The sequence below is a fragment of the Pseudooceanicola marinus genome (assembly GCF_002786295.1).
Classification (GTDB): Bacteria; Pseudomonadota; Alphaproteobacteria; order Rhodobacterales; family Rhodobacteraceae; genus Pseudooceanicola; species Pseudooceanicola marinus.
Map to the genome: position 1 here is coordinate 139536 of NZ_PGTC01000009.1, position 24648 is coordinate 164183.

Consider the following 24648-nt stretch of genomic DNA (forward strand, 5'->3'; position numbering starts at 1 on the left):
GGCCTCGTCTGGCCGCGCCTAAGGGGCTACCAGAGAGCGCGACAGCGCATCGAAGATGAAGGCGCCGGGCAGGCGCAACTCGGGAGGGGCCTCCAACTGCCGGGTGTAAAGCTCCGCCATGCGGATGTAGCGCAGGTGGCGCATGGGGTCCGCTTCCAGCTCCGATATGTCGATGATCTGGATATTGGCGCGCCGTGCGGCCTCGGCCACCAGCGGCGAGTTGGCGGGCAGGGCGCCGAGGCGCGGGCGGCCCCCCGCCAGGCGCGAAGACAGGGCCAGGGCCCGGTCGTCGGGGGAGGACAGGATCACCATGGGGGCGGAGAGCGGCCCCACCTCCTGCATCAGCCGGATGAAGGTGAAGACATCGATGTCAGGCGCCGCCAGCACCACGTCGAGCCGCGCCAGCACGTCCTCCTGACCCGTCAGTTTCAGCGTGCGCAGGCTTTCCATCGTCAGGAAGGCCCCCATGGAATGGCCGAAGACCATCAGCCGCCGGTTGCCGGCGGTCAGGTCGGTGATCAGGTCGGCCAGTTCCTGGCGGGAGAACAGCGCCGCCTGGCGGTCGGCCTCGTATTCCAGCGGCCGGCTGGTCGAGGGCCAGGAGAAGAGCACCGGCGCCACGCCCGCGTCGGCCTCCACCGCGATCTGCGCCAGGCGAAACAGCGCCTCCTGGAAGCGGGTGTTGTAGCCGTGGATGTAGAGGCCGGCCTCGCTGTCCGGGCCGGTGCCGGCGCCCCGGGTGGCGGCGAGGAAGGCGGGACGGGTCAGCACGCCGCTGTCCAGCACCACGTAGCTGCGGGTGGGATCCGGCCTGTCGCCCTCGGGATAGGCGATCTGTGCCCCCGGCGCCTCGTCCGGCACGGCAATATCGTAGTAGCGGTAGGTCGTGGCGAAGGCTGGCAGGTTCTCGTAGCCGTTGACGGCGGCGCGGTTGCTGGCCGCGTAGACGCGGATCACGCGGTCGGGATCGGCGGCCTCGGCCACCTCCGGATGGGGGATCAGCACGGCGGGGTCCGGCCGGGCCGAACAACCACTCAGCAGAAGACCCGCCAGGACCAGCAGGAGGACGGATCGGAGCACGGGCAGCCTGCCTTCTGTCGAAAAGCCTGAGGCGGAGAAAGCACCTCCGCCGGCCAAGGTCAACCGCAGCCAGGGTCACCTTGGGACCGACGCGCGTCCGTCAGGGTGCGGCCTCGCCCATTTCCTCGCGCCAGTGACGGCGGCAGAGCGAGATATAGGTTTCATTCCCGCCGATCTGGATCTGGGCGCCCTCGTGCAGCGCCGTGCCGTCGGCCCCGCGCCGCACCACCATCGTGGCCTTCTTGCCGCAATGGCAGATGGTGCGCACCTCGCGCATCTCGTCGGCCAGGGCCAGCAGGGCGGCGGAACCGGGGAACAGCTCGCCACGGAAGTCGACGCGCAGGCCGTAGCACATCACCGGCACCCGCAGGTCATCCACCACCCGGGCCAGCTGCCAGACCTGGGCACGGGTCAGGAACTGTGCCTCGTCGATGAACACGCAGGCGAAGGGCGCGGCGGCGCGGCGCGCCTCGATCCGGGCGAAGAGGTCATCGCCGTCAGCGAAGGTGTCCGCCTCGTCCCCGATACCGATGCGCGAACCGATCCGGCCCTCGCCGGCGCGATTGTCGAATTGCGCCGTCAGCAGGTAGGTGTCCATGCCGCGTTCGCGGTAGTTGTGCGAGGCTTGCAGCAGGATCGTCGACTTGCCCGCGTTCATGGTGGAGTAGTGGAAATAGAGCTTGGCCATGGCGGTAGATAGGCCGGGCGCGGGCTAGGGGGCAAGGTGGTAAACCGCCCCGCTGAGGCCCGCCTGCGCGGCCGTGCAGAAACACGACGAGCGCCCCAAGGGGCGCCCGCCATGCTGCTTCGCTTCGCAGCGATCGGATCAGAAGGTGATGACCTCATGCTCGCCCAGGTCGGGGGTCTTGCCGCTGGTGTGGGCACGGGCGATCTCGTAGAGGAACTTGGCCCCGCCCTCGGTCAACCAGACCTCGGCATGGGTAGGACGCAGGCACAGCAGGCGCACGTCCGGGTCGTCGCGGCCGTCCTCGAACCAGGCCCCTGCGGCGCGGCTCCACAGCTCGTCCAGCTTGCCCGGCTTGTTCACCTCATGCAGGGTGCCGCGCACATCGGCGTAGAGCTTGGCGCCGCTGTCCGCGATCAGGTAGTTCACGTTCCGCTTCTCGATCGCGGCCTGGTCGGCAGCCGTGCCCTTGGCGGTGATGAACCAGATCACGCCCTCTTCGGCGTCGGCATAGTGGCTCATCGGGATGTGATGGTCGTCGCCGGTCATCAGCATGCCGGCGGTTACGTCGCCCATGCGGTCGAAGAATTTCTCTGCGGTTTCGCTGTGAAGGTCTTTCATAGGATGTCTCCCTTGCGTCTGGAGTTGCCGGACCAACGACCTGACGGGTGGAGAAGTTCCATGCCGTCTGCAGGCGCCGCTGCGCTCGCCCGGAAAGGCGCGCCGGTGCGGGACGGGTGCAGATGAAGGGCGGGCGCGGGCGGGGCAGGCCGCTGAGGGGCCACGAAAAACCCCCGCCGATCGCTCGGCGGGGGCTGTTGAGGAGGGGCCTGTGACGCCTGTCGCGTCAGATCAGCGGCACAAGCGGGACGCCGCCGCAGCCGACAAGCGCCAGCAGCGCCGCCCCTGCCGCCAGGCGGAACGCGCTGCTGGTCATTCCTGCAGAGCCGTGACGTGGATCTCACCTTCGACCCGCGACTGCATTGCCTGGGCCGCGGCCTGGGCGCCGGCCGCGGTGGTGAAGTAGGGGATCTTGTCATAGAGCGCGACCGAGCGGATCTCGCGGCTGTCTTCGACCGACTGGGCGCCTTCGGTGGTGTTCAGCACCAGCGAAATGCCCCCGTCCTTCAGCATGTCGACGATGTTCGGACGGCCCTCGTAGACCTTGTTCACCGTCTCGCAGGCCAGGCCTGCCTCGGTCAGCCAGTTGGCCGTGCCGCGCGTCGCCACCAGGCGGAAGCCCAGGTCGGCCAGGATCTGCGCCGCTTCCAGCATCTCGGGCGTCTTGTCCAGATCGCGGATCGAGATGAAGACGCGGCCCTCGGTCGGCAGCACGGTGCCGGCGCCCAGCTGGGCCTTCAGGAAGGCGCGGGGGAAGGTGGTGTCATAGCCCATCACCTCGCCGGTAGAACGCATTTCCGGCCCCAGCAGGGTGTCGACGCCGGGGAAGCGGGCGAAGGGCAGGACGGCTTCCTTGACGGCGAAGCCGTCGATCTGCGGATCGACCAGATCGAAGGTCGCCAGCTTCTCGCCAGCCATGACGCGGGCGGCGATGGAGGCGATCGGGCTGTTCACGGCCTTGGCGACGAAGGGCACGGTGCGTGAGGCACGCGGGTTCACCTCGATGAGGTAGATGACTTCCTTGCCGTCTTCCTTCTTCACCGCGAACTGCACGTTCATCAGGCCGACCACGCCCAGCTCCAGCGCCAGCGCGCGGGACTGGCGCTTCAGCTCGGCCATGACCTCATCCGACAGCGAATAGGGGGGCAGCGAGCAGGCGCTGTCGCCGGAGTGTACGCCGGCCTCCTCGATGTGCTGCATGATGCCCGCCACGTGCACGTCCTCACCGTCGCAGAGCGCGTCCACGTCGATCTCGGTCGCGCCCGACAGGTAGCTGTCCAGCAGCACGGGGCTGTCGCCCGACACCACCACGGCGTCGCGGATGTAGCGTTTCAGCCCTTCCATCTCGCGCACGATTTCCATCGCGCGGCCGCCCAGCACGTAGGAGGGGCGGATGACCAGCGGGAAGCCGATTTCCTCGGCCAGGGCCAGGGCTTCCTCGTCGGAATGGGCGATGGCGTTCTTCGGCTGCTTCAGGCCGAGGCGGTTCACCAGATCCTGGAAGCGTTCGCGGTCCTCGGCCAGGTCGATGGCGTCGGGCGTGGTGCCCAGGATCGGGATCCCGGCCTCTTCCAGCGCATTGGCCAGTTTCAGCGGCGTCTGGCCACCGAACTGCACGATCACGCCGTGCAGCGAGCCGTTGGACTGTTCCACGCGCAGGATTTCCATCACGTGTTCGAAGGTCAGCGGCTCGAAGTACAGACGGTCCGAGGTGTCGTAGTCGGTCGAGACCGTCTCGGGGTTGCAGTTGACCATGACGGTTTCATAGCCCGCGTCGGTCAGGCTGAAACAGGCGTGGCAGCAGCAGTAGTCGAACTCGATCCCCTGGCCGATCCGGTTCGGACCGCCGCCGAGGATGACGACCTTCTTGCGGTCGCTGGGACGCGCCTCGCATTCCACCTCGCCCATCATGGGCGCCTCGTAGGTAGAGTACATGTAGGGGGTCTGGGCCTCGAATTCGGCGGCGCAGGTGTCGATCCGCTTGAACACGGCCGTGACGCCCAGGTTGTGCCGCGCGCGGCGCACCTGGTCCTCGTCCCGGGCCGACAGCATCGCCAGGCGGGCGTCGGAGAAGCCCATCATCTTCAGATTGCGCAGGCCTTCCTCGGTCACCGGCAGGCCCTTGGCGGAGACCTCGGCCTCGGCCTCGACGATCTCGCGGATGCGGGCCAGGAACCACGGGTCGAAGGAGGTGACGCCCTGGATCTCGTCGTTGGTCAGCCCGTGGCGCATCGCCTGGGCGATGACGCGGATCCGGTCGGGGGTCTGCACCGACAGGGCCTTCACGATGGCGGCCTTGTCGGGCGTGTCGCCGTCGGCGCCGGGGATCTCGATCTCGTCCAGGCCGCTGAGGCCGGTCTCCATCGAGGCCAGGGCCTTCTGCAGCGATTCGTGGAAGGTCCGGCCGATGGCCATGACCTCGCCCACGGATTTCATCGCGGTGGTCAGCAGCGGTTCGGAGCCCTGGAACTTCTCGAAGGCGAAGCGCGGGATCTTGGTGACGACATAGTCGATGGTCGGCTCGAAGGAGGCGGGCGTCACCTTGGTGATATCGTTGTCCAGCTCATCCAGGGTGTAGCCCACGGCCAGCTTCGCGGCGATCTTGGCAATCGGGAAGCCGGTGGCCTTGGACGCCAGTGCCGAAGAGCGGCTGACACGCGGGTTCATCTCGATCACGACCATGCGACCGTCCTCGGGGTTGATGGCCCACTGCACGTTCGACCCGCCGGTCTCCACGCCAATCTCGCGCAGCACGGCGATCGAGGCGGCGCGCATCGCCTGGTATTCCTTGTCGGTCAGCGTCAGCGCGGGCGCCACGGTGATCGAATCGCCCGTGTGCACACCCATCGGGTCCACGTTCTCGATGGAGCAGACGATGATGGCGTTGTCGGCGCGGTCCCGCACGACCTCCATCTCGTATTCCTTCCAGCCCAGGAGCGACTCGTCGACCAGGATCTGGCCGACCGGCGAGGCTTCCATGCCGGAGCGGCAGTAGTATTCGTAATCGTCGCGGTTGTAGGCCACGCCGCCGCCGGTGCCACCCAGGGTGAAGGCGGGACGGATGATCGCCGGAAGGCCGATATGTTCGAGCGCCTCCATGGCGTCCTTCATGCCGGCGGCGATGTCGCGCTTGCCGTTGTCCATCTTCGGCGAGGTGACGATGGTGGCCTTGGGGTTCTCCAGGCCGATGCGGTCCATCGCGTCGCGGAACAGCTTGCGATCTTCGGCCATTTCAATGGCATCGCGGTTGGCGCCGATCAGCTCGACCCCGAATTTCTCCAGTACGCCCTGGTCGTCGAGGGCCAGCGCGGTGTTCAGGCCGGTCTGGCCGCCCATCGTCGGCAGCAGCGCGTCGGGGCGCTCCTTCTCGATGATCTTGGCGACGACTTCGGGGGTGATCGGCTCGATGTAGGTGGCATCGGCCATGTTGGGATCGGTCATGATCGTGGCGGGGTTCGAGTTCACCAGGATCACCCGGTAGCCCTCTTCGCGCAGCGCCTTGCAGGCCTGGGCGCCCGAGTAGTCGAATTCACAGGCTTGGCCGATGATGATGGGCCCCGCGCCGATGATCATGATTGAGTTGATATCGGTTCTTTTTGGCATGGGAGGGACCTCGTGACAGCGGACAGGGAAGGGCAAACAGCCCCGCGCAAAATTGTCTGCGTTATAGTCAGCGCGCGTTGGGGTTCAACCCCTCATCGCCATCCGGTTGACCGCGGGGAATAGCGGGCCGACGCGGGCAGGCCCGACGGGACGCCCGGCGGAAGGGGCGGTCTGCGGCCACTATGGCGGAACGGGGCAGGGGGAGTGCGGAACGCGCCAGGCGCGAGGGAGGCGTCCCGGGTCGTGCCCGGAACGCGCGGGATCATTCGGCGGCGCGCACCGGGGCGCTGGCGACCTGGCTGGTCTCTTCCAGCGGGGCCTTCAACACGTCGGGACGGTCGGGCGTGTAGAGGTAGTCGCGCGTCAGCGGCACGGCTTCCTGGTCGCGGGCCAGCTGGAACTGGAATACCACCTGGTCGTTCATGCGGAAGGTCATCTCGCAGGCGATCAGGTAGAGGCGCCACATGCGCACGAACTGCGCATCATACAGGGCTTCGGCCTTGTCGACGTTTTCCATGAACCGGTCATACCAGTGTTTCAGCGTCTCGGCGTAGTGCAGGCGCCAGACCTCGACATCGGTGGTCACCAGCCGTTCCTTCTCGATGGCCGCGCTGGCCTCGGACAGGGCGGGGACGTAGCCACCGGGGAAGATGTACTTGGTGATGAAGGCCGCTGTGGTGCCCGGCGGGTCGGACCGGCCGATGGTGTGGATCAGTGCCACGCCGTTCGGCGCCAGCAGCTTCTTCACATGGCGGAAATACTCGCGGTAGTGCGGCACGCCGACGTGTTCGAACATGCCGACCGAGACGATGCGGTCGAAGGTCTCTTCCACATGGCGGTAATCCTGCAGGCGGAATTCGACCTGACCGTCCAGGCCGGCGTCCCTGGCGCGCTTCACGGCGAGGGCATGCTGTTCCTTGGAAAGGGTCACGCCGACAACCTGCACGCCGTAGTCCTTCGCCAGGGTCAACGCCATGCCGCCCCAGCCACAGCCGATGTCCAGCACCCGCATCCCCGGCTTCAGCAGCAGCTTGCCGGCGATGTGTTGTTTCTTGGCCTCCTGGGCCTCTTCCAGCGTCATGTCCAGGCGGGGCCAGTAGCCGCAGGAATACTGACGGTCCTCGTCGAGGAACAGGTCGTAGAGCTCGCCCGACAGGTCGTAGTGGTGCGCCACGTTTTCCTGCGCCTTGCCGACCGGGTTGAACTGCGCCATCCGGCGCAACAGCTTGCGGCTGCCCGCCACCAGCTTGTGAATGGTGCCCCGATGGGCGCCTTCGCCGCGCAGGTTCAGCATGGCCAGCACGACGACTCCGTAGATGTCCTCGTTCTCGATCTCCAGCCGGCCGTCCATGTAGGCCTCGCTGAAGCCCAGCTCGATGTCCGAGATCATCTTGCGCGCCAGGGCGGGGTCGTTGATCTTGACGGCCACCTCGGGCCCGTCGACGCCGGTGCCGTAGCTTTCCGTCGTGCCGTCGGCAAAGGTCACGGTCAGCCGACCCTTTCGGATCGCCCGGGCGAGGTATGCCTTAAGTAGATTTTCCCACATGCCTTTCTCTCCCTCGGAAGGGTCCAATCAGCGCGGCGGTCACATAGGATTGGGTCACGACAGCCAGAGTGCGGGACGCGCTCAGGAAACTGCAATCGGGGCCGTGGCCCGGACCGTTCGCTTACCCCCGACAATGGCAGGGATTCATAATAGATGTAAATGTCATGAATGCGGATAGATTGTGTATGACTGCACAAATGATTGGGCTGAGCGTGGGGTTGCTGCGTTCCTGCGCAGATCTATTGTCCGTGAGGACGAAAATCCGGGCCGGGCAGGGTGTTGGCCCGAAAACCGTCGCCAGCCCGGCGCTCCGCCTGCGGTGACACGGCGGCTCGTCCCGCGGCCCATCTTGCGGTGCGCCCGGGTGGGAGCAGGCCGGCAGATCCGCCCCCCCGCGCGCCCCTCGGGCAGGCCGCCCGGGTCTTCCGGAGCCGAGGTCACATGGCCCGCGATGGGCCTGTCCTCAGGGGGGCGGGGCGCCTTTGCACGCCTGTCCGACTTGACTTTCCGCGCGCTTCCGTGTGAACCGGCGCTGGCCCAAGATGCGGGGCATGCCGCGCCCCATCCAGCCCGAGAGACGAAGAGGACACGAGATGCATTCCTATCGCAGCCACACCTGCGCCGACCTGACCAAGGCCAACGTGGGCGACACCGTTCGCCTGTCCGGCTGGGTGCACCGGGTGCGAGATCACGGCGGGATCCTCTTCATCGACCTGCGCGACCACTACGGCACCACCCAGGTTCTGTGCGACCCGGACAGCGCGGCCTTTGCCGAGGTCGAGAAGGTCCGGTCCGAATGGTGCATCCGCATCGACGGCGAGGTAAAGGCCCGCGACCCCGAGCTGGTGAACCCCAAGCTGCCGACGGGCGAGATCGAGGTCTTCGTGCGCGACATCGAGGTGCTGGGCGCCTCGAAGGAACTGCCGCTGATGGTCTTCGGCGATCAGGAATACCCCGAGGAAACCCGCCTGCGCTATCGGTACCTGGACCTGCGCCGCGAGCAGATGCAGAAGAACATGGTGCTGCGCTCCGACGTGGTCAGCTCGATCCGTCGCCGCATGTGGGACCTGAAGTTCAAGGAATTCCAGACGCCGATCATCACCGCGTCCAGCCCGGAAGGCGCGCGCGACTTCCTGGTGCCCTCGCGTCTGCACCCGGGCAAGTTCTACGCGCTGCCCCAGGCGCCGCAGCAGTTCAAGCAGCTGCTGATGGTCTCGGGCTTCGACAAGTATTTCCAGATCGCGCCCTGCTTCCGCGACGAGGACCCGCGCGCCGACCGCTCGCCCACCGACTTCTACCAGCTGGACATGGAGATGTCCTTCGTCACCCAGCAGGACGTCTTCGACACGATCAGCCCCGTTCTGGCCGGCATCTTCGAGGAATTCGGCGGCGACAAGAAGGTGGATGACCCGGCGACCTGGCCGCAGATCTCCTACAAGGATGCGGCACTTAAATACGGCTCCGACAAGCCCGACCTCAGGAACCCGATCGAGATGCAGGTCGTCTCTGAGCATTTCGCCGGCTCCGGTTTCGCGATCTTCGCCAAGCTGCTGGAGCAGGAGGGCACCGAGATCCGCGCCATCCCCGCCCCCACGGGCGGCTCGCGCAAGTTCTGCGACCGCATGAACGCCTTCGCCCAGAAGGAAGGTCTGCCCGGCATGGGCTACATCTTCTGGCGCGACAAGGACGGCGAGATGGAAGCCGCCGGTCCCCTGGCCAAGAACATCGGCCCGGAACGTACCGAGGCGATCCGCCAGCAACTGGGCCTGGGCGTCGGCGACGCGGCCTTCTTCCTGGGGGGCAAGCCGAAGTCCTTCGAGGCCGTCGCGGGCCGCGCCCGTAACGTCATCGGCGAAGAGCTGGGCCTGACCGACAAGGACCGTTTCGCCTTTGCCTGGATCGTCGATTTCCCGATCTACGAGAAGGACGAGGAAACCGGCAAGCTGGACTTCGAGCATAACCCCTTCTCCATGCCCCAGGGCGGGATGGAGGCGCTGGAAGGCGACCCGCTGGACGTGCGCGGCTACCAGTATGACCTGGCCTGCAACGGCTACGAGCTGGTCTCGGGCGCGATCCGGAACCACAAGCCGGAGATCATGTTCAAGGCCTTCGAGATCGCGGGCTACCCGAAGGAAGAAGTGCTGAAACGCTTCGGCGGCATGGTCAACGCCTTCCAGTACGGCGCGCCGCCGCACGGCGGCTGCGCGGCGGGCATCGACCGGATCGTCATGCTGCTGGCCGAGGAAAGCAACATCCGCGAGGTCATCCTCTTCCCGATGAACCAGCGCGCGGAGGACCTGATGATGGACGCCCCCTCCGAGCCGACGGCTGAACAGCTGATGGAGCTGAACCTGCGGGTCATCCCGCAGGAGTGATCTGGGCGCCTTCGGGCGCACACCGCGAAAGATCCGACACCCGGGCCGACAGGTCCGGGTGTTTTGCGTTCAGGCGCCGGTCCGCGCATTCTTCGGGCGAAGACGAGAGACCGGCGGCCTCTGCGGGGCCCCCTCGGCGCCATCGAGGCGCCTCGGCGGCGGGGCGCGCGCGCGCCCGGCACCCCGTCCCGCCTGTTCGGCCATCTGCGTGCAGCCGTCAGGACTAGGCAGCAGGGCAGGGCACGAGATCAGAGCGCCCACGAAAAAGGCCCGCCGAAGCGGGCCTTTCCGATCTCGCGCGGCGGGAGAGAGCTCCGCCTGCCGCTCAGAGCTTTTCCAGCAGCTCGGGCACGGCGTCGAAGAGATCCGCGACCAGGCCGTAGTCTGCCACCTGGAAGATCGGCGCCTCTTCGTCCTTGTTGATCGCCACGATGACCTTCGAATCCTTCATCCCCGCAAGGTGCTGGATCGCCCCGGAGATGCCCACGGCCACGTAAAGCTCGGGCGCCACGACCTTGCCGGTCTGACCCACCTGCCAGTCGTTGGGCGCAAAGCCCGAGTCGACCGCGGCACGCGAGGCACCCACGGCGGCGCCCAGCTTGTCCGCCAGCTTCTCGATCAGCTCGAAGTTCTCTTCCGAACCGACGCCACGGCCGCCGGAGACGACGATGCCGGCCGAGGTCAGCTCGGGGCGGTCGCTTTCTGCCAGCTTGTCCTCGACCCAGGACGACAGCGCCGGATCTTCGGCCGTGTCGGTGGCCTCGACCGCGGCGGATCCGCCGTCACCGGCGGCGTCGAAGGTCGAGGTACGGAAGGTGATGACCTTCTTCGGATCCAGCGACTTGACGGTCTGCACGGCGTTGCCGGCGTAGATCGGACGCTCGAAGGTGTCGGCGTCGACGACGGCGGTGACATCGGTCAGGATCATCACGTCCAGCAGCGCGGCAACACGCGGCAGGATGTTCTTGGCGTCCGTCGTGGCGGGCGCGACGATGTGGTCGTAGTCGGCGCCCAGCTTGGCGACCAGCGCCGAGACGGGTTCCGCCAGGCGGTGGCCGTAAAGGGCATCCTCGGCGACCAGCACCTTGGCGACACCGTCGATCTTGGCGGCGTCCTCGGCGGCGCCCTGGGCGCTTTCGCCGACGCACAGGACGGTCACGTCGCCCAGTTTCGCGGCGGCCGACACGGCCTTGGCGGTGGCGTCCAGCGCCAGCGTGCCCTCGGAGATTTCAGCAAGCAGAAGAACGGCCATTACACGATCCCCTTCTCTTTGAGTTTCGCCACCAGCTCATCGACCGAGCCGACCATCTCGCCGGCCTGACGGGCCTCGGGCTCGGAGGTCTTCACCACTTCCAGCCGCGGCGACGGATCGACGCCCAGATCCGCCGGCGTCTTCTCGTCCAGCGGCTTCTTCTTGGCCTTCATGATGTTGGGCAGCGAGGCATAGCGCGGCTCGTTCAGGCGCAGGTCGGTGGTGACGATGGCGGGCAGGGTGACCTTGATGGTCTGCAGACCGCCGTCGACTTCCCGGGTGACCAGGGCGGCGCCGTCCTCGACCTTCAGCTCGTTGGCGAAGGTGGCCTGGGACCAGCCCAGCAGGGCCGCGAGCATCTGGCCGGTGGCGTTCATGTCGTTGTCGATCGCCTGCTTGCCGGCGATGACCAGCTGCGGCTCTTCCTCGTCGATGATCGCCTTCAGCATCTTGGCGACGGCCAGCGGTTCGATGTCCTGGTGGACATCTTCGGCGGCGGTCACCAGGATCGCGCGGTCGGCGCCCATGGCCAGCGCGGTACGCAGGGTTTCCTGCGACTGTTTCACACCGATCGACACGGCGACCACCTCGGTGGCCACGCCGGCTTCCTTCAGCCGGATCGCCTCTTCAACGGCGATCTCGTCGAACGGGTTCATCGACATCTTCACATTCGCAAGATCGACACCCGAACCGTCCGCTTTCACGCGAACTTTCACGTTGTAGTCGATCACGCGTTTGACAGGCACCAGCACCTTCATCGGCGGTCACTCCCTTTGCAACTGCGGCCCAGCTGGATTCGGCAAGGGCCATACTTCTCCCCGGAGTTGATATAGGCTCGTTCCCCGCGTTGACAGGCAAAAAGGGACGCTCTTCGACACGGCAACGTCACGTTTTTTCCGCAATGCGGCGGTTGTTCCGCAGGTCGGTGGGGCTATGAGGCCCGGGAACCGGGACCATGCATCCGGCTCATGAGATCCGCACGGCCCTGCACGGTGCCGGGGCCGGGGCGGAAAAACGAAGCGGAATCGACGCGAGGTCGCATTCGGACGACTTTGCGTCGGCTGGACCCTTCGGAATCTGCCCGTGCTGCTAAAGCTGGGCCAGATAGCGTTCAGGCCGTGCTTCAGGGAAAGGTCATCATGAAAACCAACGTCAAAGCTCTCGTCGTCGGCGGTGGTGCCGTCGGCACTTCCATCGCCTACCATCTGGCCAAGGCCGGCTGGCAGGACGTGATGCTGCTGGAGCGGGACGAGCTGACCTCCGGCTCGACCTGGCACGCCGCCGGCCTGCTGCCGCTCTTCAACATGAGCTATGCCACCACCCACATCCACAAGTACTCGGTCGATTTCTACAAGACCCTGGAAGAAGAGACCGGGCTGAACGCCGGTTTCTCGGTCGTGGGCAACCTGCGCATGGCGCAGACCCAGGCCCGCATGGACGAATACATGGTCTATGCCACCACTGCCGAAACCTGCGACGTGCCCTACGAATGGATGACCCCGGCGCAGATCAAGGAGCGCTGGCCGCTGGTCAATGTCGAGGGGCTGAAGGGTGCGATCTTCCACCCCACCGACGGCTACATCAACCCCGCCGATGTCACCATGGCCATGGCCAAGGGCGCCCGCCAGCGCGGCGTGATGATCGAGCGGAAGTGGCAGGTGGACGGCTATCACTGGACCGGTGAGGCCTGGGAAGTGACCTGCACAAAGATGGTGGAGAAGGGCGGCAACCTGGTGCCTTCTGAGGAGCAGATCGTCATCACCGCCGAGCATTTGGTCACCGCCACGGGCAACCACGCACAGCGCACCGCGCGCCTGCTGGGCATCAAGACGCCCGCGATCCCGGTCGAACACCAGTTCATCGTCACCGAACCCGACCCCGCCCTGGTCGAGTACCGCAAGCAGGGTGGCGAAGAGCACCCGGTGCTGCGCGATGCCGATGCCAAGTGGTACGTGCGCGAGGAACGGGGCGGCTGGATCCTCGGCCCCTATGAACTCAACGCGCCCTCGCGCTTCCGCTTCGGGGTGCCCGACAGCTTCCGCGCCGACCTGTTCCCGCTGGATCTGGAGCGGATCGAGGAAGAATACATGTCGATGATCCATCGTCTGCCGTCTTCCGAAACCGTCGGCCTGAAGGACGATTTCAACGGGCCGATCTGTTACACCCCCGACGGCAACCCGCTGGTCGGCCCGGCGCCGGGGCTGCGCAACATGTGGCTGGCCGAGGGCTTCTCCTTCGGGATCACCGCAGCGGGCGGTACCGGCTACTACCTGGCGCAGATGATGGTCGAGGGCGAGGCCGAGATCGACATGGCGTCGCTCGACCCGAAACGCTACGGCGACTGGCAGACCAACGACTGGGCGGCGGCCAAGAACGAAGAGTCCTACGAGCACGTCTTCATCCTGCACCACCCCGACGAGGAACGCGAAGCGGCCCGCCCGCTGCGCACCTCGCCCGCCTATGACCGCCAGAAGGCCGCCGGCGCGCAGTTCGGCTCCGTCAACGGCTGGGAACGCCCCAACTACTACGCGCCCGAAGGCTTCGACGATCATGCCTCGCGCAGCTTCCGCCGTGGTGGCTGGTGGCAATACGCCGTGGAGGAGGCCAAGGCCGTGCGCGAGGGCGTGGGCCTGATCGACGCCACCGCCTTCACCAAGCATACGGTGACCGGCAATGGCGCGACCGAGTTCCTCGATCGTTTCACCTGCAACAAGCTGCCCAAGGTTGGCCGTATCAACCTGACCTACGCGCTGACCACCGCCGGCACCACGCGCACCGAATACACCATCGTGCGCAACGGCGAGGACAATTACTACCTCGTCTCCGCCGGGGCCTGGGCGGCCTATGACCGCGACTACCTGCTGAAGGCGGCCGAGGATTTCATGGCCGAGACCGGCAAGCTGGTCATCGTGCAGGACGTCACGACCCAATGGGGCGTCTTCGCCATCGCCGGGCCGAAGTCGCGGGACGTGCTGAAGAAGCTGATCCGCGACGCCGAGCCGGAAACCGCGCTGTCTAACAAGCGGTTCCCCTGGCTGTCCGCGCGCCAGATCGAACTGGGCATGGTGCCGGTGAACGCCATCCGTGTCGCCTATACCGGTGAGTTGGGCTGGGAGTTGCATCACCCGATCGAGATGCAGAACCACCTCTGGGATGCGCTGGTCGCCGCCGGGGCCGAGTTCGACATGAAGCTCGTGGGCGCCCGCGCCCAGAACTGGCTGCGCCAGGAGAAGAGCTATCGCGCCTTCGGCAACGAGCTGGGCCGCGACGCGACCCCGGCCGAGGCCGATCTGCCGCGCTTCATCGACAGTTCGAAGGAGTTCTTCGGCAAGGCGGCGATGGAGGCCAAGGGCATCCGCTCGAAATGCGTCACCCTGCTGATCGACGGGCCCGAGGATGCCGATCCCTGGGGGCGTGAGGCGCTGTACCTCGATGGCACCAAGGTCGGACGTCTGACCTCGGGCGGCTATTCGGTGGCCTTCGGCAAGTCCATCGGCATGGGCTACGTCAAACCGGAGCAGGCGGTCGTGGGCCAGAAGCTGAAGGTGAAGATGTTCGACCAGTTGTGGGATGCGGAGATCGTGGAGGACAGCCCCTACGATCCGAAGAACGCCACCATCCGCATGGACGGCTGACGACGGCGCCCAGGTTTCGGCCTTCGGGCCGATGCCTCCGGCGGGCGTCTTTTGAGCTTTCGGATATGAAAAACGCGCGCGGGCAACCGGGCGCGTCTTTTCGTTTCGGGGCTTCTGCGCGGGCGGCGGAGATGAAAACGCCCCGGCGGAGGGATCCACCGGGGCGTTGCTGTCTGTCAGGCGGGGGCGTTTATTGCGGGACCGAGCCTTCGATGCCTTCGACGTAGAACATCATGCCGGCCAGGGTGCCGTCATCGGCCACTTCGCCTTCTTCCAGCCAGACGGAGCCGTCCTGCTTTTTGATCGGACCGGTGAAGGGGTGGTACTCGCCCGAGGCAATCGCATCCTTGATGGCCAGGGCCTCGGCCTTCACGTCCTCGGGGACCGCCTCGGTGATCTCGCCGATACCGACCATGCCGGTGTCGATACCTTCCCAGACGTTGTGGCTTTCCCAGGTGCCGTCCATGACCGCCTCGACGCGCTCGATGTAGTAGGGCGCCCAGTTGTCGATGATCGAGGAGACGCGGGGGGAGGGGGCGTATTCGGCCATGTCACCCGCCTGGCCGAAGCCGATCACGCCACCGGCTTCCTGCGCGGCCGCCAGCGGCGCGGTGGAATCGGTGTGCTGCAGGATGACGTCGGCGCCCTGTTCGATCAGGGTGCGCGCCGCGTCGGCCTCTTTCGCCGGGTCCATCCAAGTGTAGAGCCAGATGATCTTGAACTCGACATCCGGGTTCACCTTCTTGGCGTGCAGGTAGGCGGAGTTGATGCCGCGCACGACCTCGGGGATCGGCACGGAGGCGATGTAGCCGATCACGTTCGACTTGGTCATGTGGCCGGCGATGGTACCCTGCACGGCGCGGCCTTCGTAGAAGCGCGCGGAATAGGCGGCCATGTTGTCGCCGGTCTTGTAGCCGGTGGCATGCTCGAACTTCACGTCAGGGAACTTGGCCGCGACGTTCACCGTCGGGTCCATGTAGCCGAAGGAGGTGGAGAAGATGATGTCGGCGCCGTTCAGGGCCATCTGGGTCATCGCGCGTTCGGCATCGGGGCCTTCGGGCACGTTTTCCTGGTAGACCAGCTCGACCTTGTCCGAGCCGATCTCCTCGACCATCTTCATCGCGGATTCATGGTGGTGCTGGGTCCAGCCGCCGTCATTGATCGGGCCGACGTAGACGAAGCCCACCTTGGTCACGTCGTCCTGTGCGAAGGCGGCCCCGGTGGACAGGGCGGTCATCGCGGCGGCCGTGGCGGCCCCGGCGAGGAAACTCCGTTTTTTCAGAAGCATTACAATCTCCCATTGCTTGGTTGGTTGGCCCCTTGGGGGCGCGATTTTGCCAGGCCTCACTGCGAGGCGTGGAAGGTGCGACCGAGGGAGGCAGGTGCCCCGCTGCGGTCGAAGGACATCAGGACCAGCACCACGATGGTGATCAGGTATGGGGACATGGAAAGGTATTCTGCGGGAATCGCAACCCCCGCCGCCTGCAGGTTCAGCTGCAGCACGGTGACCCCCCCGAAGAGGTAGGCGCCCAAAAGGACGCGCCAGGGTTTCCAGCTGGCGAAGACCACCAGCGCCAGGGCAATCCAGCCAACCCCGCCGGTCATCCCTTCGGTCCATTGCGGCACGCGGATCAGGCTGATGTAGGCGCCCCCCAGCCCCGCGCAGGCGCCGCCGAAGAGGATCGCCAGGATGCGGATGCGGATCACCTTGTAGCCAAGCGCATGGGCCGCGTCGTGGTTTTCCCCCACGGCCTTCAGGATCAGCCCGGCCCGGGTGTATTTCAGGAAGGCCCAGGTCAGCGCCACCAGGATCAGCCCGGCGTAGACCATCGGATCGTGGTTGAACAGGATCGGCCCGACGACCGGCAGATCGCTGAGCGGGCCGAAGTCGAGGCGCGGCGTTGGCGGCGGTCGGATGCCCACGTAATTCTGCCCGATCAGCGACGACAGCCCCAGCCCGAACAGCGTCAGTGCCAGGCCCGAGGCGACCTGGTTGGCCAGGGCGAACTGTGTCAGGACGGCAAAGAGGAAGGATAGCACGGCGCCGCCGCCCGCCGCAGCCAGGAAGCCCAGGAAGGGCGAGCCGGTGCCCACGGCCACGGCGAAGCCGCAGACCGCGCCGGTGATCATCATCCCTTCGACCCCGAGGTTCAGCACACCGGCCTTTTCGGTGATCAGCTCGCCGATGGCGGCGATCATCACGGCGGTGGCCGCGACCATCAGCGAGGCGATGAGCAGGGCGGGATTGATCGCAGAGAAATCCATCAGGCGGTCTCCCCCAGGGTGATGCGGATACGGAAGTTGGTCAGCACGTCGACGGCCAGCAGGAAGAACAGCAGCATCCCCTGGAAGACCTGGATGGCAGCGGCCGGAAGCTGCAGCGCGCTTTGCGCCGCCTCGCCGCCGATGTAGGTCAGCGCCATCAGCAGACCCGCCAGCACGATGCCGATGGGATGCAGGCGCCCGAGGAAGGCCACGATGATCGCGGTGAAGCCGTAGCCCACGTTGAATCCGGTGGTGATCTGGCCGGCGGGGCCCGCGACCTCGAACATGCCCGCAAGGCCCGCCAGCGCGCCGGCGGTGCCCATGCAGAACAGCACCAGGCGGGCCGGTTTCACGCCGGAGAAGCGCGCGGCGCGCGGCGCCTCCCCGGTCAGGCGGATCTGGAAGCCCAGCAGGTGCCGGTTCAGCAGCACATAGGCCAGGATGGCGGCGATGAAGGCCGCGGCCACGCCCCAGTGCATGCCCGATCCGGCAATGATCTCGGTGTTATGGGCCGAAGGGTACTGTTGCAGATTGCGCGAGCCGGGAAAGCCGAAGCCCTCGGGGTTCTTCATCGCGCCGATGGCCATGGCGGACAGGAAGTTTTCGGCCACGTAGACCAGCATCAGCGAGACAAGGATCTCATTGGTGCCGAACTTCACCTTCAGCAGGGCCGGGATCATCGCCCAGGCCCAACCGCCGAGCGCACCCGCGAGGATCATCAGCGGGAAGATCCACCAGGCCTCCAGCGGGTAAAGGGCCAGCGCCACGCCGGCGCCCGCGATGGCGCCCATGATGTATTGCCCCTCGGCGCCGATGTTCCAGATCCCCGCCTTGAAGCCCAGTGACAGGCCAAGCGCGATGAGGATCAGCGGCCCGCCCTTCACCAGAAGCTGCGGGCGGTAGTAGAAGGCGAACTCGCCAAACAGCGGATCCCAGAAGATGATGCGGATCGCCGCCACCGGGTCCTTGCCGAGGATCGCAAACAGCAGCCCGCCGGCGACCATGGTGATCAGCACCGCCAGCACGGGCGTGATGTAGGACAGCGTCTTGGAGGGCTGCGGCCTCTTTTCCAGGAAGATCATGCGCGGCTCCCCCCGCAGGTGGACGCGCGGCCCATCCCCTTCATCTCGTTCCAAATACTCATGCGACGGCCCGACAGGGGCGGGCGTTCGAAGGATTGGCGATCAGACGGTTGCCGATCAGACATGGGCCACCTCCATCCCGTGGGCGCCGCCCATCATCAGGCCAATCTCTTCCATCGTCAGACCCTTGGCGGGCTTGATCTCCGACAGGCGGCCCTCGTTCAGGGCGGCGAAATTGTCGGAGACCTCCATCAGCTCATCCAGGTCCTGCGAAATGACGATTACGGCCGTGCCGCCGGCGGCCAGGTCGAGGATCGCCTGGCGGATGGTGGCGGCGGCGGCGGCGTCGACGCCCCAGGTGGGCTGGTTGACGACCAGCACCTCGGGGCGCTGCATCACCTCGCGGCCGATGACGAATTTCTGCAGGTTGCCGCCCGACAGGGCGCGGGCCACCGTTTCTGTGCCCGGGGTGCGCACGTCAAAGCGGTCGATGATCGCCTCGGCAAAGCTTTTCGCCTTGCCCCACTTGAGGAAGCCGTTGGACATCAGCCCCTCGCGTTCCGCCCCGGTCAGCAGGGCGTTCTCGGTCAGGGTCATGTTGGGGGCGGCGGCATGGCCCAGCCGTTCCTCGGGCCCGGTCAGCAGGCCCATGCGGCGACGGGGGCCGGGGCCCTTGGCGCCGATCTCGGTCCCATCCAGCACGACCATGCCGGGCGCGTTGGTGATCTCGCCTGACAGCGCGGCCAGAAGTTCGTCCTGCCCGTTGCCGGCGACACCGGCCAGGCCCAGGACCTCGCCCGCGCGGACCTCCAGCGTGATGTTCTTCAGCGAGGTGCCGAACTGGCTGGGGGAGGCGACCGACAGGTCCTTCAGCGCCAGCCGCACATCGCCCGGCGTCGTGGGTTCGCGTTCGGGGCGGTGCAGCTCGTTGCCCACCATCATCTCGGCCATCTGCGCCGCCGTCACCTCGCGCGGGGTACAGGTGCCCACCTTCTTGCCCAGGCGCAGGATCGTCGCCTCGTCGCACAGTGCGCGGATCTCTTCCAGCTTGTGCGAGATGTAGAGGATCGAGGTCCCCTCTGACTTCAGCTTGCGCAGGGTGGCGAACAGGATCTCCACCTCCTGCGGGGTCAGCACGCTGGTCGGTTCGTCCATGATCAGCAGTTTCGGGTCCTGCAGCAGGCAGCGGATGATCTCCACCCGCTGGCGTTCGCCGGCCGAGAGGTCGCCGACCAGGCGCCAGGGGTCCAGCGGCAGCCCGTATTGTTCCGAGACGGTGCGGATACGCTCGGCCAGCTCGCGGGTCTTCGGCGGCTCGGCCATGCCAAGGGCCACGTTCTCGGCCACGTTCAGCGCATCGAAGAGCGAGAAGTGCTGGAACACCATGGCGACGCCGCGCGCCCGCGCTTCCTGCGGCTCGGACGGCTCATAGGCGGTGCCCTTGAAGGCCATGTCGCCACTGTCGGGCTTCACCAGCCCGTAGATCATCTTCACCAGGGTCGACTTGCCCGCGCCATTTTCCCCCAGCAGGGCGTGCACCTCGCCCTCCTGGATGTTGAAGGACACGTCGTCATTGGCGACCACCCCCGGGTAGGCCTTTGTCAGGCCCACGATTTTCAACAGCGTCCCCGTCACGCGGTTCTCCCCCTCTTGGCGTCTTGTCGCGCCGTCTGTCCCAGTATCTCGGCGGCGACGCCGACCGCAATCTCCTGCGGGTGCTTCCCGAAGGAAGGTTGACCAATTGGACAGGAAATGCCCGCAATCCGGGCAGGCTCATGTCCAAGGGCGGCCAGGCGTTTGCGGAACCGGGCCCATTTGCTGGCCGAGCCGATCAGCCCGCAGGCGGCGAAGCCGCGACGCAGCAGGGCATCGCATAGCGCCAGGTCCAGCGCATGGGAATAGGTCAGGATCAGATGTTCGCCCGTGACCGGCACATGGGGCACCAGAAGCGCCGGATCGGCGGCGGGCAGCATCGTCACCCCCTCGGGGATCTGCTCGGGGAAGCGGTCGCGGGCGGTATCCACCCAAGTCACCTCGATCCCCGGCAGCGGGGCCAAAGTGGCGACAATGGCGCGGCCCACATGGCCGGCGCCCCAGACCCAGAGCGGGCGGGCGGCGCGCGCCAGCGGCTCGATCATCCAGCCCTCGCGCATCTGTGCCTCGGGGGGCGTGCCCTGGGCGCGGGCCTCGGCCAGCAGGCGCTTGACGGCAAAGGGCATCTCGGGCGTGCTGTCGGGCAGGGGGCGGGCATGCAGGTCGCCCTGCAGCGCCTCCAGCCGCGTGGCATCCCAGATCTCGTAGAGCAGGGTGACAGCCCCGCCGCAGCACTGCCCCAGGTCGGGGCCAAGTGCGCGCCGGTCCAACTGGTCCGCGCGCAGGCCTTGCGCCCGCCGGATCGCCTCATGCTCCAGCGTGCCGCCGCCGATGGTGCCGTCCAGAAGGCCCGCGGGGCCGACGATCATCGCCGCCCCCACCTCGCGCGGGACCGAGCCGCGGGTGTCCGCGACGACGACCCGCACCACCCGGGGGACCTGCGCAAGCGCGCGCGCGAGGGCCGCGCGGTCAAGCATTCTTCACCCGGTCGATGGCATCCAGCACCCGTTCCGGCGTCGCCGGGGCATCGAGACAGGGATAGGTGGTGCCGCAGGCCGCCACCGCATCCGACAGGGCCAGCAGGGCGGAAATGCCCAGCATGAAGGGCGGCTCGCCCACGGCCTTGGAACGATAGATGGTGGCCGCCGGGTTCGGCTCGTCCCAAAGCGCCACGTTGAAGACGCGGGGCCGGTCGGAACAGGCGGGGATCTTGTAGGTCGAGGGCGCATGCGTCCGCAGCCGCCCCTTGCCGTCCCAGACCAGTTCCTCGGTGGTCAGCCAGCCCGCGCCTTGCACGTAGCCGCCTTCCACCTGGCCGATGTCCAGCGCCGGGTTCAGCGAGGCGCCCGCGTCATGCAGGATATCGGTGCGCAGGATGCGATACTCGCCGGTCAGCGTATCGACGACCACTTCGGTCAGCGCGGCGCCATGGGCGAAGTAGAAGAAGGGCCGCCCGACGCCCTTGAGGCGATCCCAGTTCAGTTCGGGTGTCTTGTAGAACCCGGTGGCCGAGAGGCTGACCTGCGCCTCGTAGGTCAGCTGCGCCGCCTTGGCGAAGGGCATCTCGTTGCTGCCCGCGCGCACCATGCCGTCGGCAAAGCTCACCTCCTCGACGGCCACCTGGTGCAGTTCGGCCACCACGCCGGCGATGCGGTCGCGGATCGTGTCACAAGCGGCCTTCACCGCCATGCCGTTCAGGTCGGACCCGGACGAGGCCGCCGTGGCCGAGGTGTTGGGCACCTTGGCGGTGTCGGTGGCGGTGATGCGCACGTCTTCCATCCCGATGCCGAAGCGCGAGGCGGCCACCTGGGCCACCTTCTGGAACAGGCCCTGGCCCATTTCCGTGCCGCCGTGGTTCAGGTGCACCGACCCGTCCTGGTAGACATGCACCAGCGCGCCGGCCTGGTTCAGGTGGCTCAGCGTAAAGGAGATGCCGAATTTCACCGGGCTGAAGCCCAATCCCTTCTTCAGCACCGGGTTGTTTGCGTTCCAGGCCTCGATTGCCGCCTTGCGCGCCGCGTAGTCGGAGCTCTCCAGCAGCTTTGCGGTCAGCCGGTGCAGGACGAAATCCTCCACCTTCATGCCATAGGGCGTGGTCTGACCATCGGTTGCCGCCTCGGGGGTGCCCTCCACGGGGAAGGCGCCCGCCGCCCCGCGCGAGGCTACATCCATTTCCTGGCCGGAAATATCCCGGGGGGTGGTGGCCGCAGGCCGGGGGGCGACGCCCCCTTCCGACGGCGCTGCATCCAGCGGACGGTCGGCATAGTAGTTCACCCGCCGCACCTCGACCGGGTCGAGCCGCAGGTCATGGGCGATATGGTCGATGACGCGCTCGATGCCCACCACGCCCTGCGGGCCGCCGAAGCCGCGATAGGCGGTGGCGGAACACATGTTGGTGCGCAGCCGATGGCTCTCGATCCGGGCGTGCGGCAGCAGGTAGGCGTTGTCGGCGTGCAGCATGGCCCGGTCGGCCACCGCCAGGGTCAGATCCTGGGACCAGCCGGCGCGGGTGTACTGGCGGAAATCGACGCCCAGGATGCGGCCCGTGTCATCGACGCCGACGGTGTAGTCGATGCGGAAATCATGGCGCTTGCCGGTGATCTGCATGTCGTCGTCGCGGTCGTAGCGCATCTTGGCGGGCCGCCCGGTCAGGCTGGCCACGACGGCGCAGGCCACGGCCAGCGCATTGCCCTGGCTTTCCTTCCCGCCGAAGCCCCCGCCCATGCGGCGGCTTTCGACGCGCACCGCATGCATGGGGCGCCCGATGGCCTCGGCCACCTTGTGCTGGATCTCGGTCGGGTGCTGGGTCGAGGAATTGACGATCACGTCGCCGTTTTCCTGCGGCAGGGCCAGAGCCGCCTGGCCTTCGAGATAGAAATGCTCCTGCCCGCCCATCTCGATCCGGCCCTCGATGATGCGGGGGGCGGATTTGATCGCCGCCTCGGCATCGCCCTTGGACCAGACCAGCGGCGGGTATTCGATGTAGCTCTCGGCCTCCAGCGCCTCTTCCACGGTCAGGATCGGCGTCTCTTCCGCGATCTCCACCTTGGCGCGGGCCGCGGCATGGCGCGCGGCATGGTGCGAGGTGGCGGCGACCAGGAAGATCGGCTGGCCCACGTAGTTCACGCGGCCGGTCGACAGCAGCGGCTCGTCGTGGACGGGGGCCGAGGCCACGTCGTTGGCGAAGGGCAGATCGGCGGCCTCGTAGACGGCGACGACGCCCGGCGCGGCGCGCACCGCGTTCAGGTCGATCGCGGTGATCTGGCCGCGCGCCACGGCGGAGATGCCGAAGGCCAGGTGCAGCGTGTTCGCCGGCAGCGGGATGTCGTCGATGTAGCGGGCGCGGCCCGTGACATGCAGCGGGCCGGAATCATGGGGCAGGGGCTTGCGGACTTGTTCGGTCATGCCTCGATCTCCAGCACGTCAACGCTCTGGCCCAGGTCGGCCAGCAGGTAGCGGGTCAGCATGTTGCGGGCCGCAGTCAGCCGGTAGCGGGCCGAGGCGCGCATGTCGGACATGGGCGTGAAATCCGTCTCCCATTCCCCGGCGATGGCCACCAGCGTGTCCTGGGTCCAGGGTTTGCCCAGCAGGGCGGTTTCGACGTTACGGGCGCGTTTCGGGATGCCGGCCATGCCGCCGAAGGCGATACGCGCGGCGGTGACGATTTCGTCCTCCACCGTGATGCTGAAACAGCCGCAGACGGCGGAGATGTCCTGGTCGAACCGTTTCGACAGCTTGTAGCAGGCCAGCCGGTCGGGCTGACGCGGGATCGTCACGGCCTCAACGAACTCGCCCGGCGCGCGGTCCTGGCGGCCGTAGTCGAGGAAGAACTCCTCCAGCGGGATCGCGCGGCGGGTGTCGCCCTGGCGCAGGTGCAGCGTGGCGTCCAGCGCGATCAGCGCGGGCGGGCCGTCCCCGATGGGGGAGCCGTTGGCGATATTGCCGCCCACGGTTGCGGCATTGCGCACCTGGACGGAGGCAAAGCGGCGCAGCATTGCGGCGAGGCCCGGATGGTAGGGCGCGATCTCGGGCAGAAGCTCGGCCCAGGTGACCATGGCGCCGATGCGGATCTCCTCGTCGGTGACCGTCACGCCCTTCAAGTCCGCACAGCGGTTGAGGAAGGCGACCTCGCCCAGGTCGCGCATCAGCTTGGTGACATGCAGGCCCAGGTCCGTGGCGCCCGCGACCAGGGTGGCCTCGGGGTGGTCGACGTACCAGGCGGCCAGTTGGTCGGCGGTCTCCGGCTGGAAGGCGGGGCCGGGGGCGTCCACCGGCATCTTGAAGGTTGTCGGCAGGTGATCGGGCGCGGGTTTCGCCGCTGCCTCCTCCGCCGCGCGGATGATCGGCGCATAGCCGGTGCAACGGCAGAGGTTGCCGGCCAGGGTCAGGTCGTGATCGGTCTCGCCGGTCAGCTGCGCCGTGGCCATGGAAACCGTGAAGCCCGGGGTGCAGAAACCGCATTGCGAGCCGTGGTGATCCACCATCGCCTGCTGCACGGGATGCAGCCCGCCCGAGGGCGGCGCCAGCCCTTCGACCGTGGTCACGGCCTTGCCCTGCAACTGCGGCAGGAACAGGATGCAGGCATTCAGCGCACGCGGCCCGCTTTCATCCGTCACCATGACGGTGCAGGCGCCGCAATCGCCTTCGTTGCAGCCTTCCTTGGTGCCTGTCAGGCCGCGCTCGATACGCAGCCAGTCGAGCAGCGTCATCGTGGGCTCGGCCCCTGTCAGGTCCACCCGGTCTCCGTTCAGGTGAAAGGAGAGTGTCATATTGGTCATCACCGCCGCATTACCGTTGCGCCGTTCGTGCCTCTCCGATGCGGCGTAGGAGTGGCGGCGTTCCCCGTGTTGCAGCCCAGAAAAGCGGCGATGGCGCGGCTTGGCAAGCAATTACCGCCTGTATACTGCTGCT

The 24648-nt window shown here is 67.0% G+C and carries 16 protein-coding genes; 2 read left to right on the plus strand and 14 right to left on the minus strand.

Going from position 1 to position 24648, the window contains the following annotated elements; genetic code table 11:
• Positions 1-18 precede the first annotated feature (18 nt).
• The 5 genes from CVM50_RS01955 to CVM50_RS01975 all read right to left on the minus strand — a co-directional run bounded on the left by CVM50_RS01955 (position 19) and on the right by CVM50_RS01975 (position 7535).
• A complete protein-coding gene (locus CVM50_RS01955; protein WP_157792116.1) occupies positions 19-1080 on the minus strand; it encodes an alpha/beta hydrolase in 1062 nt (353 codons plus the stop codon).
• A gap of 100 nt (positions 1081-1180) precedes the next feature.
• Positions 1181-1768: a thymidine kinase gene (locus tag CVM50_RS01960; protein WP_085886371.1), complete on the minus strand. Its 588-nt coding sequence runs from the start codon at positions 1766-1768 to the stop codon at positions 1181-1183.
• Between the two features lie 138 nt (positions 1769-1906).
• Complete coding sequence (locus CVM50_RS01965) at positions 1907-2386, minus strand: pyridoxamine 5'-phosphate oxidase family protein (RefSeq protein WP_085886370.1); 480 nt, start codon at positions 2384-2386, stop codon at positions 1907-1909.
• Positions 2387-2698: 312 nt separating this feature from the next.
• Positions 2699-5989, minus strand: coding sequence for a carbamoyl-phosphate synthase large subunit (carB, locus tag CVM50_RS01970; protein ID WP_085886369.1), 3291 nt, complete (start codon positions 5987-5989; stop codon positions 2699-2701).
• Positions 5990-6251: 262 nt separating this feature from the next.
• Positions 6252-7535, minus strand: coding sequence for an SAM-dependent methyltransferase (locus CVM50_RS01975; RefSeq protein ID WP_085886368.1), 1284 nt, complete (start codon positions 7533-7535; stop codon positions 6252-6254).
• Between the two features lie 593 nt (positions 7536-8128).
• Between CVM50_RS01975 and aspS the strand changes: the two genes are divergently transcribed.
• Entirely contained in the window at positions 8129-9910 is a 1782-nt protein-coding gene (aspS, locus tag CVM50_RS01980) for an aspartate--tRNA ligase (RefSeq protein ID WP_085886367.1), read from the plus strand.
• Positions 9911-10235: 325 nt separating this feature from the next.
• On the opposite strand, the gene CVM50_RS01985 is transcribed toward aspS, so the two are convergent.
• Both CVM50_RS01985 and CVM50_RS01990 read right to left on the minus strand, forming a co-directional pair.
• Positions 10236-11162: an electron transfer flavoprotein subunit alpha/FixB family protein gene (locus CVM50_RS01985; protein ID WP_085886366.1), complete on the minus strand. Its 927-nt coding sequence runs from the start codon at positions 11160-11162 to the stop codon at positions 10236-10238.
• Complete coding sequence (locus CVM50_RS01990; protein ID WP_085886365.1) at positions 11162-11920, minus strand: electron transfer flavoprotein subunit beta/FixA family protein; 759 nt, start codon at positions 11918-11920, stop codon at positions 11162-11164. The genes CVM50_RS01985 and CVM50_RS01990 overlap by 1 nt, the downstream gene beginning before the upstream one ends.
• 381 nt (positions 11921-12301) lie before the next feature.
• Here CVM50_RS01990 and CVM50_RS01995 point away from each other — a divergent pair, with 381 nt between their 5' ends.
• Complete coding sequence (locus tag CVM50_RS01995) at positions 12302-14797, plus strand: GcvT family protein (protein WP_085886364.1); 2496 nt, start codon at positions 12302-12304, stop codon at positions 14795-14797.
• Between the two features lie 190 nt (positions 14798-14987).
• Here CVM50_RS01995 and CVM50_RS02000 read toward each other — a convergent pair whose 3' ends face one another.
• The 7 genes from CVM50_RS02000 to xdhA form a co-directional block, all read right to left on the minus strand.
• Entirely contained in the window at positions 14988-16085 is a 1098-nt protein-coding gene (locus CVM50_RS02000; RefSeq protein WP_085886363.1) for a BMP family ABC transporter substrate-binding protein, read from the minus strand.
• Positions 16086-16141: 56 nt separating this feature from the next.
• Entirely contained in the window at positions 16142-17062 is a 921-nt protein-coding gene (locus CVM50_RS02005; protein WP_085886362.1) for an ABC transporter permease, read from the minus strand.
• Positions 17062-18144, minus strand: a complete 1083-nt coding sequence (locus CVM50_RS02010) for an ABC transporter permease (RefSeq protein WP_085886361.1) — start codon at positions 18142-18144, stop codon at positions 17062-17064. The genes CVM50_RS02005 and CVM50_RS02010 overlap by 1 nt, the downstream gene beginning before the upstream one ends.
• A gap of 117 nt (positions 18145-18261) precedes the next feature.
• On the minus strand, positions 18262-19779 hold the full coding sequence (locus CVM50_RS02015) for an ABC transporter ATP-binding protein (RefSeq protein WP_085886360.1): 1518 nt from the start codon (positions 19777-19779) through the stop codon (positions 18262-18264).
• Entirely contained in the window at positions 19776-20714 is a 939-nt protein-coding gene (gene xdhC, locus CVM50_RS02020) for a xanthine dehydrogenase accessory protein XdhC (protein ID WP_085886359.1), read from the minus strand. The genes CVM50_RS02015 and xdhC overlap by 4 nt, the downstream gene beginning before the upstream one ends.
• Complete coding sequence (gene xdhB / locus CVM50_RS02025) at positions 20707-23142, minus strand: xanthine dehydrogenase molybdopterin binding subunit (protein ID WP_085886358.1); 2436 nt, start codon at positions 23140-23142, stop codon at positions 20707-20709. The genes xdhC and xdhB overlap by 8 nt, the downstream gene beginning before the upstream one ends.
• On the minus strand, positions 23139-24506 hold the full coding sequence (xdhA, locus tag CVM50_RS02030; RefSeq protein ID WP_085886640.1) for a xanthine dehydrogenase small subunit: 1368 nt from the start codon (positions 24504-24506) through the stop codon (positions 23139-23141). The genes xdhB and xdhA overlap by 4 nt, the downstream gene beginning before the upstream one ends.
• Between the last annotated feature and the right edge of the window lie 142 nt (positions 24507-24648).